Genomic DNA, 13,142 nt, shown 5'->3' on the forward strand with positions numbered 1-13,142 from the left:
CGCTCAGTCGATATCCCCGGAGGTGAGGGTGAACCCGCCCGGGTCGAGCGAGTACTTCGAGACGACGAGGATTCTGAGCATGTAGGAACTCAACAGCACGTACGGCGAGAGTGCGATGACGAACGCGATGCTGACGTAGAGGAGTCGGGGTTGTATCCCGAACGCCGTCGCCGTCGGGAACAGTCCGGCGTCGATGGCCAAGAGGACGAACGACGTGAAGACGATGACCGGAAGCGACAGCACCAGGAGGTCACTCGAGAGGCTTCGAACCTCCCGTCGGTAGTAGAGCGTCGTGAAGTACTCCCTCCCAGAGGCGAAGTGAGTCAGAATCGATTGGAGGCTCTCCAACGCCGACAGTTGGGCGTCGTCGAGTTGACCGTCGTACTGCCACTCCAAGTAGCGCGCGCGGTTGATTCGGGCCGCGTAGTCGAAGTCCAACCCGGCGAGAAGCGTCGCAGGGACGTCCCGATTCCCCGACCGAAGGCGCGTCCGGATGCGTTCGACGTCCGCCGCGACAGTCTCGGCGAACGCTGTCACCTCCCGGTTGGCCCTCGACTCGCCTCGTTCTCTCGTCGCGTCGAGGAGTGCGTCCGTCTGCCGTCTGATGCCGTACGCGACGAACCGGTAGAATCCGCCGACTTCCGCCGGGCTGACGCCGGATCCGAGCGACTGTTCGAGGTCCATCTGGTACGCTATCGAGTCTTCGACCTGCGTCTGTTTCGTCCGAAGCGGTCCGGACTCCTCCGAGAGGAAGGCGGTGTTTATCGAGAGGACGACGGAGACGAACAGGATGATGCCGCCGAGGAGCGTGTTGAAGAGCGTCTGAATCGCCCTCGTCTCCGTCACCAGCGTCTCCATCTCTATCTCCCACGTCGTCCCGACGGCGACGAGAAAGAGGAGTATCGACGCGGAGAGGAAGACGGCGAGCGTTCGTCGACTGCCCGTGAGAAACGCCCACCGGAGCGGATACGCCTCCAATCGCTGGCGGCGACTCCCCGTCGAACCGCGTTCTGCCGTCTCGTCGTTCATCGTGGATTTCCACCATCGACACCTGTCGGAATAACGGTTCTTGCTCCGTCCTCTCCGAGGAACCCCGCCCTCACCAGTCTCTCCGGAGAACTGTACTCTTCGAGGGATAGTTCCGACAGCACGAACGTTTTTACGTGGGCTTCGCGCAGGGAGGGTAATGAGTCGTCGTCTCGGTATCGCCGTCTTCGTCCTCGTCGCCGGCGCGGGCGTCCTATCGACGTACGCCGCGGGCGGCGATACGGCGACGATGGCGTCGTGGGTGTTCCTCGCCGTCGTCCCCGCCGCCATCGTCGGCCTCGGTAGTACGCCGTCCGGATACTCCGACCGCTCAGACTGAGTCGAGGTACGTCTCCGCGAGTGCGTCGAGCGATTCGTGGTGTTCCGTCGTGTGCGGCGCGGTCAGCGGCGACACCGACACGCGCCCCTCGACGACGGCGCGGCGGTCGGTCCCCTCCGGGTCGGGCAGATCGTTCTCGCGCATCCGGTCCCACACCCCGTCGTGGAGCGTCACTTGGCCGTTCTCCTCGTCGCGCCGGGCGGTCATGTCGTACAGCGTCGAGGGCGTGGTCACCTCCAACGGCGCGGGAGAGCCGTCTCCGGCGGGCATCGGCGCGTTCACGTTGAGATACTCCGCCTGTTCGAAGACGCCCGCGCCGAGTGCGTGCTTCGCGAGGTACGTCGCCGCGTTCGTCGCGTTCCGGTAGTCCTCGGGGTCGGTCGCCTTCTCGTGCCACGACGCGTCGCCGCCGTTCGGAACGTACAGCGAGACGGCGATGGACGGCACGTCGAAGAACGCTGCCTCCACCGCGGCGCTTACGGTCCCGGACCGACCGAGGACGTACGCGCCGAGGTTCGCGCCCTTGTTGCACCCGGCGACGACCAAGTCCACGTCCGGGCAGAGCGCTTCCAACCCGACGATCGTACAGTCGGCGGGCGTGCCGTGGATGGCGTAGCCGAGTTCGTGCCTCGACACGTCCACGTCCTTCGACATCTGCCGTCCGACCGCGCTTTGGTCCTCGGCGGGCGCGACGGCCGTCACGTCCGCGAACTCCTCGAAGGCGTCGTACAACGCGCGAAAGCCCACACTGTCGATGCCGTCGTCGTTGGTGAGGAGGATAGAGAGCGACTCGCTCATGGTTCACACTCCGACGGGGGGTGCAAAGGTGTACCGCTTGGCACGGAGGCGTCCGCGACGGCGAGGTTCGGACCACGAACCCTCACCGCTCCACGCGGCAGCCGAGTGCTTCGAGTTTCCGGACGGCCGGTTCGATATCGTCGTCTTTAACGAGGACGTGGTCGGTCGAATGCGCCGACAGAGCGAAGACGGAGACGCTTTCCTCGGCGAGTGCGCCGGCGACCACCGCCAAGAAGCCGACGAGTTCGAAGGGGAGCGTCGTCTCGAACGTGAGTATCCGCCACCCCTCCTCCGCTTCTATCGCGTCTTCCTCGTCGTAGGCGTCCTGTTCGACGACGACGGTCGTCTCGTCGCCGTCTCGGACGGACGCGAACGCGTCCGGGTCGTCTCGGGTCGCTTTAAGCACGGCGTATCTGCTCTCGGAGACGCTGACGGTCCCGCCGTCGAAGTACTCCGCGAGTTCCATATCCGAAGAGGACTCCGTCGCGGCTTGTGGCTGTCTGCCCAAACCGATCCGAGGAGACGCAACGGTCGGCGCTCCGGACCCGGTTCGCCGGACGCCGTTCGCGCCGTTCAGGCGACTCTGTCGACCACAACCTCGCCGTCCACGACGAGGTTGTACGCCTCCTCGTCGTCGTTCCACAGACAGAGGACGTTCTCGAAGGCCAGTATATCGCCGTAGTCGGCGCGCGCGAGTTCCTCGTTGAGTGCGTCGCGGTGGGTCAAGACGGCGTAGTGACCCACGGACTCGCTCCCGTCGCTCACCTTGTAGAGGGGGTTCGCCCCGTCCTCGGCGAGGTTCCGACTCAGTTTCACCGCCAGCAGGTCGATTCGCTCCGTGACGTGCCGGTCCATCTCTGCCATCTTGGCGAACCGGTCCGCGGAGGCGGTCACCTCGCGGCGGCGAACGCCGTCGGTCCGGAGGATAGAGTAGGAGAACTGCACCGTCTCGTTCAGGAAGGTGCCGTCGTCGTCGCCCGCCTCATCCAGTCGTCGCTGGAACGCCGGGGCGGCGATGTCGTCGCGTCTGTCGAACGACCACCCGCGGTCCGAGGGGGCCTCGCCCGGCCAGAGGCGGAGCGTCGGCGAGTAGACGGTCACTTCGCCGTCGGGGGGCGTGACGGCGCGTTCCACCTCCCGCAGGCCGACGCTGGTGTTGAGGTCCGCGGGCGCGAGAGCGACGACGGACCCGTCGTCCGCGAGGACGTCGAGGTACTTTCGGACGACCGATTCGGGGTCGTCCAGTTCGCTCAGGACGTTCGCGAAGAGGACGACGTCGAACTCGTCGGAGTCGTCGCCGTCCCCGCCGTCTACGACGCCGCGCGCGTCGAAGTCCTCCGCCGTCTCGCGGTGGACCGTCGTTCGGAAGTTCGGCCCCGTCTCCTCCAGCATCCGTTCGAGGACGTCCGCGGAGGCGGACGGTTCGACGGCGTGGTAGTCAACGAGGGCGTCCTCGGGCAGGTAGTCGTGCAGGCCCAACGCGGGGCCGCCGGTGCCCGCGCCCACGTCGAGGACGCGGCAGACGCGCGGGAGTCGGCCCGTCTCCGCCAAATCGTCGAGGACGTAGCCGACGGCGGCGTAGTAGTCCGGCAGGTGGTAGAGGCCGTAGCCGAGTGCGGCCGTCTCGTCGTACTCGACGGGGTTCTGCCGGTAGTAGTCCTCCTTCAGGCGGCGGATCGTCTCTCTGAGTTCGTCGCCGGAGTTGTCGGACGAAGTCCGACTGCCCGACGAACTGCGTTCGTCGAAGTCGCCGCGGTGCCAGTTGACGCCGCGGCGTTCGACGAGGATATCCTCGAACGCGAAGGCGTACGCCTCCGGGAACTCGGTGGGGTTCCACGATTCGAGGGGCGCGGGGTCGTCGTTCGCCGGTACGAACGTCCCGTCGTCGCGTTCGATCAAGCGGAGGTCGTACGCCTCCTCCCGGAGGGTCTGCCTGACGACGGCGGGGTGGGGCGTCCCCTCGATGTACTCGCATATCTCCTCGGGGTCTATCGGCCGGACGTTCCGCAGGTACTTCGCGTTCGAGCGAACCGCCTCGCGGTCTATCACCGGCGCTCACCCCCCGACCCCGATCCGAACGCGCCGTCTCCGGCCGCCTCCTCGTACAGGTCCTCGAACGCCTCGCCGTCGGCGTCGGCGACGCGTCGGGCCGCCTCCGCCACCCGGTCCGCGCCGGGGAACGACTCCTGAATCTCACGGTAGACGCGGGGCGTCCCCGTCGTCACCGCCTCGACGAGTTCCTCCAAGCCGGCGGATATCGGCGTGGCGAACTCCTCGCGCACGTCCTCGGCGGCGAGTGCGTACGCGAGGATGGCCGCGTGCGCGCCCGCCTGCACCGTCTCCATCGCGGCGTCGTGTTCCGTCGCCGTCGTCTCGAACACCTCGTTGCCCGCGTCGGCTATCGCGCCGAGAATCGCGTCCGAAACCGGACCGGGTGCGTCGGCGACGACGGCGACGTTGCCGGGGGCGTTCTCCGGCGCGAACAACGGGTGCAGGCTGACCCGTTCCCGGTCGGGTGCGGCCGCCCGCATCGCCGCCACGGGCGCGTCCATCACGCCCGTCACGTCTGCAACCGCGCGTTCCGCCTTCGGCGCGTGCGCCCTGACCGCCTCCCGGACGGCCGAGATGGGGACGGCCAGACAGACGGCGTCGAACGACTCCTCGGCGTCCAGCGAAACCGCTCGGCCGCCCGCCTCGGCGGCCGCCCTCGCGGCGGCCTCGGGGTCCCTGTCGGCGTACGCCACGTCGAACTCGGCGGCCAACGTCTCTCCGGCCCAACGGCCCATCGCGCCCGCGCCGACGACGAGTACCTCCATCGCCGCCGACTACGCACCGGGCGCGTCAAAAGGAGTTCGGTGCGCGCCCCGCCTCGCGCCGCGTACCGGGCGACGACGCCTCCGTCCGCGACCGGACGAACGCCGCACTCACCGACCCACGGGCGGGGTAAGGTGAAGTACCTCCCCCCGGTACGTGTGAGCATGCCATCGAATAAACTCGACGGGCGTGTAGCGTTTATCACCGGGACGAGTCGGGGAATCGGGAAGGCGTTGGCGCTTCACCTCGCCGAACGCGGCGTCCGCGTCGTCTCGACCGGGAAGACGGTCGAACCGCGGGACGACCTGCCGGGGACCATCGTCGAGACGACGGAGGAGATACGCGAACGGGGCGGCGAGTCCATCTGGCGGCAGATAGACGTGCGCGACGAAGAGTCGGTCGAGGCGGCGATAACGGAGACGGTCGAGGAGTTCGGCGGCCTCGACTTCGTGGTGAACAACGCCGGCGCTATCCACATGGCCCCGTTCGAGGAGACGCCGCCGAAGCGGTTCGACCTGCTGAACGACGTGAACGCCCGCGGCGCGTACGTCACGACGTACGCGGCCCTCCCGCACTTGAGAGAGAGCGACCACGCGCACGTGCTGGCGTTCTCGCCCCCCGTCACCGACCCCGGCCGGCCGGGGATGGCCGCCTACGCCGTCTCGAAGTACGGGATGACCGTGACGATGCAGTCGTTGGCCGGCGAACTCGACGACGACGGAATCGCCGCCAACTCCCTGTGGCCCGTCGCCGCCGTCGAGAGCGAAGCGACGCGGCACTTCGGCATGGGCACGGAGGAAGACTGGCGGCGACCCGAAATCGTCTGCGACGCCGTCGAGGCGGTTCTCCGGCGCGACCCCGCCGACTGCACGGGCAACGCCTTCTACGACGAGGCGATTCTCCGCGAGGAGGGCGTCGAGGACTTCTCGCGGTACAACGTCGTCGAGGACGCCGACCCCGGCCCGATGTCCGCCCGCCTGTTCGACCCCGATTTCGAGCGACCCGCGTAGCTGACAGTAACGGTGATATCAGGTGTGATATTTAGACGCATAACGTTAAAGGGGAGACGCCCATCGGACGACTTGGGGTTAGTAAGCGTGCGACGCTAGGTGCGGCCCACGAAGGGGGGAATGCACCTCACGTTTCAGTTTTGACATACGACGGTACGTTCGAGGCCCGTTCCGATGAACCGCCGGTATCCGCCGTTAACAGCGTCTTCCGGCCGTCAGACGTATAAACTCGCGCTGATAGGTGGGTAGTTTTATACTGTAGTAGACACATTAGACGAACCGATGAGATTCCCTTCGGTCCCGGGGCGAGACACCGACGGTCAGCGAGTGAAACTACCGGACGACTTCGAGGGGGACCAGACGCTCGTCGTCATCAGCTTTCACGCACGCCAACAGACGCTCGTCGACTCGTGGCGGGGGTTCGCGAACGACCTCGAAGACGAGTACGACCACTTCACCTACTACGAACTGTTCGTCTCCGGGAGCCGAAGCGGGATGCTCCCGCCGACGGCGACGGGCGGTCTCTCACCGGCGAACGCCCGGCGGAAACTCCACGACCGGACGGTCCTCGTCCCCGTGGACAAGAGCGCCTTCCGACGCCGCCTCGGCCTCCTCGGCGAACAGACCATCTACGCGTTCCTCGTCGAGGACGGCGAAGTGGTCCGACAGGCGGCGGGCGTGCTGACGCCGAAGACCGCCGAAGCGCTCGAATCGCTCCTCGCGGAGTGGGCGCACGCGCAGTCGCGGTGGTCGGAACTCGGCGGCGAGACGGCGGAAGAACCCTCGGACGACTGACCGCTCACCCCCTACGGACGACTCGCTCTCTAACTGCCCGCCCTCCTTCTCAGACGACGAGTTCGACCGGATACGACGTGAGGTTCTCGTACCCGTCTTCGGTGACGACGACGATGTCCTCGATGCGGACGCCGCCCACCTCGGGGTCGTACAGTCCCGGTTCTATCGTTATCACGTGCCCCGGCTTCAGTTCGCCGCCGTCGAGGGAGACGCGCGGGCGTTCGTGCACGTCGAGTCCGACGCCGTGGCCCGTCGAGTGGATGAACCCCGTCTCCGTCGTCGGGTCCGATCGGAGCGTCGGGTGGCCCGCCTCCTCGTACACGTCGCAGACCGCCCCGTGAACGTCCGCTCCGGTCGCACCCGGTTCCACGGCGTCGAGGGCCGCCTTCCGCGCCGCGTCGGTCAACTCGAACCACTCGCGGACCGTCTCGGAGGCGTCGCCCTTCAGGAACGTCCGCGTCATGTCGGCGTGGTACTTCGTTTCTTTCGACCGGGGAAAGATGTCGATTATGACGGGTTCGTCCGCTCTGAGGGGACCGCTCCCGCGGTTGTGCGGGTCCGCGGCGTCCGCGCCGCAGGCGACGATAGTCTCGTCCAGCGCGCACCCGTTCCGGAGGAGGGTGACCTCTATCTCCTCTTTCACCCGTTCGGCGGTGAGCGGTTCCCCCTCGTAGACGAGCGTTCCGTCCCGCACCTCGGCGTCGGCGAGGAGGTTCTCCGCGGCGCGCATGGCCTCCTCGTTCGCGTCCTGCGCGTCGCGGACGTGCGCCACCTCCTCGTCGGTCTTCGTCGCGCGAATCTCCGTCACCACGTCCTCCGTCTCCGGTTCGACCGTCACGCCCCGTTCGCGGAGGATGTCCGCGGGGCCGAGGGGGAAGCGTTCGGGCGCGGCGACCGAGTCGACGCCCTCGTCGTCGAGGAAGGCGGCGACGGCGCGGGCGGTGGCCTCCGCCGAACCGTGTTCGGCGGCGAGTTCGCGGTAGCCGTAATCGACGAGGCGGGTGACCCCGTCGGCCCGGGACTCCTTCTTCGCGCGGCCGTACTCCAGCGAGGAGACCAGAAGCGACGTTCGCTCGGGGGTGTAGAGCGTGACGAACGGGTCGGGCGCGTCGAAGCCCGAGACGTACCGCTGCGTCGAGTCCGTGCTGGCCGCGTTCACGAGGTAGCCGTCGAGTCCGCGGTCGGCGAGGTACTCGTCGAGACGCGAGAGGTCCGGTTCCATGGCCCGCGATTGGCCCGCTTCGGTTAAATCCTCACGCATCGCGGAACTCTCGGCGGGCGGACCGACGGTCGCCCGGACCTTCCGAAACGTCGAAACGTAGCCCCTTCCGGTACCCTCATGCCTCACCCCGCGTCATCCCTGCGCATGAACGTCACCATCTCGAACTCCCGCGTCCGCGGACGGACGCGGGCGCCGCCCTCGAAGAGTTACACCCACCGGGCTATCCTCGCCGCCGGGTACGGAGGCGACGCCACCGTCCGCGACCCCCTCGTCAGCGCCGACACGAAGGCGACGATGCGCGCGGTGGAGGCCTTCGGCGGGTCCGTCGAACGCGCGGAGGACGATACCCACCTCGTCGTCTCCGGGTTCGGGGGCCGCCCGGGCGTCCCTGACGACGTGGTGAACTGCGAGAACTCGGGGACGACGATGCGCCTCGTCACCGCCTGCGGCGCACTCGCGGACGGGTTGGTCGTCCTGACGGGCGATGACTCGCTTCGGTCGCGCCCGCAGGGACCCCTCCTCTCGGCCATCGAGGACCTCGGCGGGCGCGGCGAGTCCACGCGCGGGAACGGACGGGCCCCCCTCGTCGTCGGCGGTTCGACGCCCGGCGGGCGCGTCTCCATCCCCGGCGACGTCTCCTCGCAGTACATCACCGCCCTGCTGATGGCCGGCGCGGTCACCGACGAGGGAGCCGAGGTGGAGTTGGAGACGGAACTGAAGTCCGCGCCGTACGTGGACATCACCGTCGAAGTGCTGGACGACTTCGGCGTCGAGGTGGAGCGAACCGAGGCGGGGTTCGCCGTCGAGGGCGGCCAGTCGTACGCCCCCGAGGGCGGCGAGTACGCCGTCCCGGGCGACTTCTCCTCGATGTCGTACCTGCTCGCGGCGGGGGCCGTCGCCGCCGAGGGGGGCGAGTCCGTCGTCGTGGAGGGCGCGCGCCCCAGCGCACAGGGCGACAGCGCCATCGTCGATATCCTCGACTCGATGGGCGCGGCGGTGTCGTGGGACCGCGAGGCGGGCGAGATCACGGTCTCGCGGGGCGACCTGACCGGGACGACGGTGGACGTGGGCGACACCCCCGACCTCCTGCCGACGATAGCGACGCTCGGCGCGGCGGCGGAGGGCGACACCGTCATCGAGAACTGCGAACACGTCCGGTACAAGGAAACAGACAGAGTCAGCGCGATGGCCGAGGAGCTCGGAAAGATGGGCGCGTCGGTGACCGAAGAGCGGGACCGCCTCACCGTTCACGGCGGCGAGACGGAGCTCTCGGGCGCGCGGGTGGACGGACGGCACGACCACCGCATCGTGATGTCCCTCGCCGTCGCGGGCCTCGTCGCGGAGGGCGAGACGACCGTCGAGGGCGCGGAGCACGTGGACGTGTCGTTCCCGGACTTCTTCGAGTCGATGGAGTCGCTGGGCGTCGAACTCCGGCGAGAGTGACTCCGGGAGGAGTGACCCCCGAACGGTCCTGTGCGAGTCAGCCGGTTCGGAAGGAGTAGTCCAAGGCCGGGGCCGAGTGGGTGAGACACCCCATGGAGACGATGTCCACGCCCGTCGCGGCGTAGTCGGGGACCGTCTCGACGGTGATGCCGCCCGACGCCTCCGTGCGAACCTCCCGGCCCAGTTCCGCGGCCGCGTCGTTCACCAACTCGACCGCCCGCGCCGTCGCTTCCGGGGTCATGTTGTCCAAGAGGACGATGTCCGCGCCCGCACGGGCGGCCCGCGGGGCGTCCCCGGGGTCGTCCACCTCTACCTCGATTTTCGTGGCGAAGGAGGCGCGCTCGCGGAACCGTTCGACGGCCGGTTCGAGCCCTCGCTCGGCGATGTGGTTGTCCTTGACCATCACCATGTGCGAGAGGTCGAGTCGGTGCGTGTCGCCGCCGCCGGCGGCGATGGCGCGCTTCTCGACGCCGCGGAGTCCGGGCGTCGTCTTCCGCGTGCCGGCGACCCTGACGCCCGACCCGCCGTCCACCTCGCACGCCGCTTCGACCGCCTCGCGTGTCTTCGTCGCGACGCCGGAGGCGTGTCCGGCGACGTTCACCGCGACGCGTTCGGCGCGGAGGACGTCCTCGGCGGGGCCCTCCACTTCGAGCGCCGTCTGCCCCGCGTCGAGTTCGTCGCCGGCGGCCGCGCTCTCGGTGACGGAGGCGTCGAAGTACTCGAAGACGGCCCTCGCGGCGTCGAGGCCGGCGGCGACTCCCGACTCGGTGGCGACGAGTCGCCCCGTCGTCTCGCCGGGCACGTCGTTGGTCACGTCGTGGTGTCCGACGTCCTCGCGGAGCCACACTTCGACCGTGGAGTTCGGAATCATCGGTCCGTCACTCCGCCCTCGGCTCCGCCGACTCCTCGACGACGCTGTGGGTGCCGACGCACCGGTCGTTCTCGCTGGCGGCCCGCATCACCAACAGGGCGGTGACCGTCGCGGAGCGCAGTTCGTACAGCGAACGGGTCGTCCGCGTGCGGACGTAGGCGTCCACCTCCCCCTTCAGTCGGCGGAGCGCCGCCCGCCCCCGTTCGAGTTCCGACGGCCGACGCCGCAGTCCGGCGTACTCGCCCATCGCGCGGCGCAGGCGGACGAACTTCTCGCTCGCGAAGGCGTCCGGAAGTTCGGGATCGGTGTCGAGGAGTTCCGGGACTTCGACCGCCTCCGGCGAGCGACCGGCCGCGTCGCCGCCGGCGCGGAGGCCCCAGACGAGTCCTTCGAGCAGGGACGTCGAAGCCAAGCGATTCGCGCCGTGGACGCCGGTCCGGGCGCATTCGCCGACCGCGTACAGTCGGTCGAGCGACGAGCGACCGACCGAATCGACGGCGACGCCGCCGCAGAGGAAGTGCTCCGCCGGCGCGACCGGAATTCCGGACGCCCACTCGACGCCGCGGTCCTCGCACGTCGCGGCCAAGTCGGGGAACTCCTCGGCGAACTCGACCGGCGAGACGTCCAAGACGACCTCTCCGGTCGCCTCCCGCTCGGTTCGGACCGCCCGCGCGACCACGTCTCGCGGGGCCAGTTCGGCGTCCTCGTGGTAGTCGGGCATGAACCGTTCGCCCGCGGCGTTCCGGAGGACGGCCCCCTCGCCGCGGACGGCCTCGCTGACGAGGAACGGGTCGGCACCGTCGGTCGCTCCGGCGTCCCCGTCTCCGTCGCCGGTCCCGTCGCCGTCCGGCGGCGCGTAGACCGTCGGGTGGAACTGGACGTACTCCATGTCCTCGACGTCCGCCCCGGCGAGTGCCGCCATGGCGACGCCGTCGCCGGTCGAACCGGCGGGGTTGGTCGAACGGGGGTACAGATCGCCGATGCCGCCCGTCGCGAGAATCGTCGCCCCCGCGACGGCCGGTGTCACCGCCCCGTCGCGTTCGAGCATCGCGCCGCGGACGCTGCCCTCGTGCGTGACGAGTTCGAGCGCCGCGGTGTCCTCCAGAATCGTCACGTCGTCGCGGGCGTCGAGGTAGTCGAGGAAGGGGACGTGGACGTGCTTGCCGGTCGAGGCGTCCACGTGGAGGATTCGCGGTTCGTCGTGGGCGGCCTCGCGGCCGAAGTCGTACCCCGCCCCGTCCGCGTCGAACTCGACCCCGAGGGTGTCGAGCAACACGTCCTCGACGGCGTCATCGGCGTTCTCGACGAGGACGTCCACGGCGTCGGGGTCGGCGGTATCGTCGCTCGCGGTCAGGACGTCACGTTTGAACTGCGCCGGATCGTCGCGGGAGACGGCGATACCGCCCTGCGCCCACCACGACGAGGCGTCCGCCGGTCGCGTGGCTTTCGTCGCGACGGTGACGGTGGCCCCTTCCCGCGCGGCTCCCAGTGCCGCCGCGAGGCCGGCGATTCCGGACCCGACGACCAGCACGTCCGTCTCGCGGCGGTCGTCGGACCCCGCCGCCGGTTCGTCGGTCACGAGTCCACCTCCAGCATCCTGTCGAGTGCGACCTTCGCGAGTCGCTTCTCCTCGGGCGCGACTTCAATGACGTTGCGCTCGCGGCCCGCCGCGAGTTCTTCGAGGACCCACGTCAGGTAGTTGGGGTCTATCTGCCGCATGGCGTTGCAGTCCATGCAGGCGTCGCCGCACAACGGGAGCACCTCCACGTCGGGGTGCCACCGGTCGAGGTGCTTCGCGAGGTGGACTTCGGTGCCGACGGCCCACGCCTCCCCGGGGTCGGCGTCCGCGACGGTCTGACGGATGGTCGCCGTCGAACCGACCACGTCGGCCGCCTCGACCACCTCGCGGCGGCACTCCGGGTGGACGACGACGCCGACGTCCGGTCGTTCCTCCCGAATCGCCTCGACGTGGGACTCGCGGAATCGCTCGTGGACCTGACAGTAGCCGTCCCAGAGGATGATATCGTTGTCCACCACGTCGGCGGCGTCTCTGCCGTCGGGGTTCCACGGGTCCCACACGACGGTTCGGTCCTCCATCCCGAGTCGGTGGGCGGTGTTCTCGCCGAGGTGCTTGTCCGGCAGGAAGAGCACCGTGTCGCCGCGTTCGAACGCGTACTCGAAGGCCTCGGGGGCGTTCGAGGAGGTGCAGACGAGTCCGCCCTGCTCCGCGCAGAACGCCTTCAGATCGGCGTAACTGTTCATGTACGTCACCGGGACGATATCCGCGTCGGGCGCGGCGGCGGCGATTTCGGCCCAGACGGCGTCCACCTGTAGCGCCTCGGCCATCCCGGCCATCGGACAGGACGCCTCCATGCTCGGCAGAATCACCGACTGGTCGTCGTCGGTGATGATATCGGCGGACTCGGCCATGAACGTCACGCCGCCGAAGACGACGTAGTCGGCGTCGGTGTTCGCCGCCTCCTTCGAGAGTTGGTAAGAGTCGCCGACGAAGTCCGCGTGTTCGACGATCTCCCGGCGCTGGTAGTTGTGGCCGAGGACGACCACGTCGTCGCCGAGTTCGTCGCGCGCCGCCTCGATTCGTCTCGTCCGCTCGGCCTCGTCTAACCCGCGGTACGCCGGCGGAAGCCGCTCTAAGCCGTCGTACTTGAACAGACTGAGGTCCGTCTCGAACTGGGTGGTTTCCATCTCCGGCATGTCTTTGAACTGCGTTGACACGTCTATCAACGCCGGTATTGAAAATATTTTTCCTTCAATGGGGGTGGTTGGGGACTTATTCCACTGGTCTCCGCACTCCGTCGGCTC

At 68.6% G+C, this 13,142-nt stretch carries 13 protein-coding genes; 4 read left to right on the forward strand and 9 right to left on the reverse strand.

The window, feature by feature from the left end:
• Positions 1-3: 3 nt before the first annotated feature.
• Positions 4-1,029, reverse strand: coding sequence for a DUF7972 family membrane protein (locus ACFQEV_RS12490; RefSeq protein WP_379696441.1), 1,026 nt, complete (start codon positions 1,027-1,029; stop codon positions 4-6).
• A gap of 157 nt (positions 1,030-1,186) precedes the next feature.
• Here ACFQEV_RS12490 and ACFQEV_RS12495 point away from each other — a divergent pair, with 157 nt between their 5' ends.
• Positions 1,187-1,366: a hypothetical protein gene (locus ACFQEV_RS12495; RefSeq protein WP_379696444.1), complete on the forward strand. Its 180-nt coding sequence runs from the start codon at positions 1,187-1,189 to the stop codon at positions 1,364-1,366.
• Here the strand turns inward: ACFQEV_RS12495 and surE are convergent.
• The 4 genes from surE to ACFQEV_RS12515 all read right to left on the reverse strand — a co-directional run bounded on the left by surE (position 1,358) and on the right by ACFQEV_RS12515 (position 4,980).
• Complete coding sequence (gene surE / locus ACFQEV_RS12500) at positions 1,358-2,164, reverse strand: 5'/3'-nucleotidase SurE (protein WP_379696447.1); 807 nt, start codon at positions 2,162-2,164, stop codon at positions 1,358-1,360. The two genes, ACFQEV_RS12495 and surE, sit on opposite strands and share 9 nt — an antisense overlap.
• Before the next feature lie 82 nt (positions 2,165-2,246).
• Complete coding sequence (locus tag ACFQEV_RS12505; RefSeq protein ID WP_379696450.1) at positions 2,247-2,630, reverse strand: ACT domain-containing protein; 384 nt, start codon at positions 2,628-2,630, stop codon at positions 2,247-2,249.
• Between the two features lie 107 nt (positions 2,631-2,737).
• Positions 2,738-4,213 carry a small ribosomal subunit Rsm22 family protein gene (locus ACFQEV_RS12510; protein ID WP_379696453.1) on the reverse strand — a complete coding sequence of 492 codons (1,476 nt, stop codon included), beginning with the start codon at positions 4,211-4,213 and terminating at the stop codon, positions 2,738-2,740.
• Entirely contained in the window at positions 4,210-4,980 is a 771-nt protein-coding gene (locus tag ACFQEV_RS12515) for a prephenate dehydrogenase/arogenate dehydrogenase family protein (RefSeq protein ID WP_379696456.1), read from the reverse strand. The genes ACFQEV_RS12510 and ACFQEV_RS12515 overlap by 4 nt, the downstream gene beginning before the upstream one ends.
• A gap of 162 nt (positions 4,981-5,142) precedes the next feature.
• Between ACFQEV_RS12515 and ACFQEV_RS12520 the strand changes: the two genes are divergently transcribed.
• Positions 5,143-5,988 (forward strand): SDR family oxidoreductase, encoded by an 846-nt coding sequence (locus tag ACFQEV_RS12520; RefSeq protein WP_379696458.1) that lies wholly within the window; start codon positions 5,143-5,145, stop codon positions 5,986-5,988.
• 282 nt (positions 5,989-6,270) lie between these two features.
• The gene (locus ACFQEV_RS12525) at positions 6,271-6,783 is read left to right on the forward strand and encodes a hypothetical protein (protein ID WP_379696461.1); all 513 of its coding nucleotides are present in this window, start codon (positions 6,271-6,273) and stop codon (positions 6,781-6,783) included.
• Between the two features lie 49 nt (positions 6,784-6,832).
• Here the strand turns inward: ACFQEV_RS12525 and ACFQEV_RS12530 are convergent, their stop codons facing one another.
• Complete coding sequence (locus ACFQEV_RS12530; protein WP_379696464.1) at positions 6,833-8,005, reverse strand: M24 family metallopeptidase; 1,173 nt, start codon at positions 8,003-8,005, stop codon at positions 6,833-6,835.
• Positions 8,006-8,149: 144 nt separating this feature from the next.
• Here ACFQEV_RS12530 and aroA point away from each other — a divergent pair, with 144 nt between their 5' ends.
• Positions 8,150-9,448: a 3-phosphoshikimate 1-carboxyvinyltransferase gene (gene aroA / locus ACFQEV_RS12535; RefSeq protein WP_379696467.1), complete on the forward strand. Its 1,299-nt coding sequence runs from the start codon at positions 8,150-8,152 to the stop codon at positions 9,446-9,448.
• A 37-nt stretch (positions 9,449-9,485) separates the two neighbouring features.
• Here the strand turns inward: aroA and nadC are convergent, their stop codons facing one another.
• Genes nadC through nadA form a run of 3 tightly spaced genes read right to left on the reverse strand, consistent with a single transcriptional unit; the run spans position 9,486 to position 13,034 of the window.
• A complete protein-coding gene (nadC, locus tag ACFQEV_RS12540) occupies positions 9,486-10,319 on the reverse strand; it encodes a carboxylating nicotinate-nucleotide diphosphorylase (protein ID WP_379696471.1) in 834 nt (277 codons plus the stop codon).
• 7 nt (positions 10,320-10,326) lie between these two features.
• A complete protein-coding gene (locus tag ACFQEV_RS12545) occupies positions 10,327-11,898 on the reverse strand; it encodes an L-aspartate oxidase (RefSeq protein WP_379696474.1) in 1,572 nt (523 codons plus the stop codon).
• Positions 11,895-13,034: a quinolinate synthase NadA gene (gene nadA / locus ACFQEV_RS12550; RefSeq protein ID WP_379699855.1), complete on the reverse strand. Its 1,140-nt coding sequence runs from the start codon at positions 13,032-13,034 to the stop codon at positions 11,895-11,897. Before nadA ends, ACFQEV_RS12545 begins: the two co-directional genes overlap by 4 nt.
• Positions 13,035-13,142: the final 108 nt, after the last annotated feature.

Source organism: Halopelagius fulvigenes, from assembly GCF_042662625.1.
In the GTDB taxonomy this organism is placed as follows: Archaea; Halobacteriota; Halobacteria; order Halobacteriales; family Haloferacaceae; genus Halopelagius; species Halopelagius fulvigenes.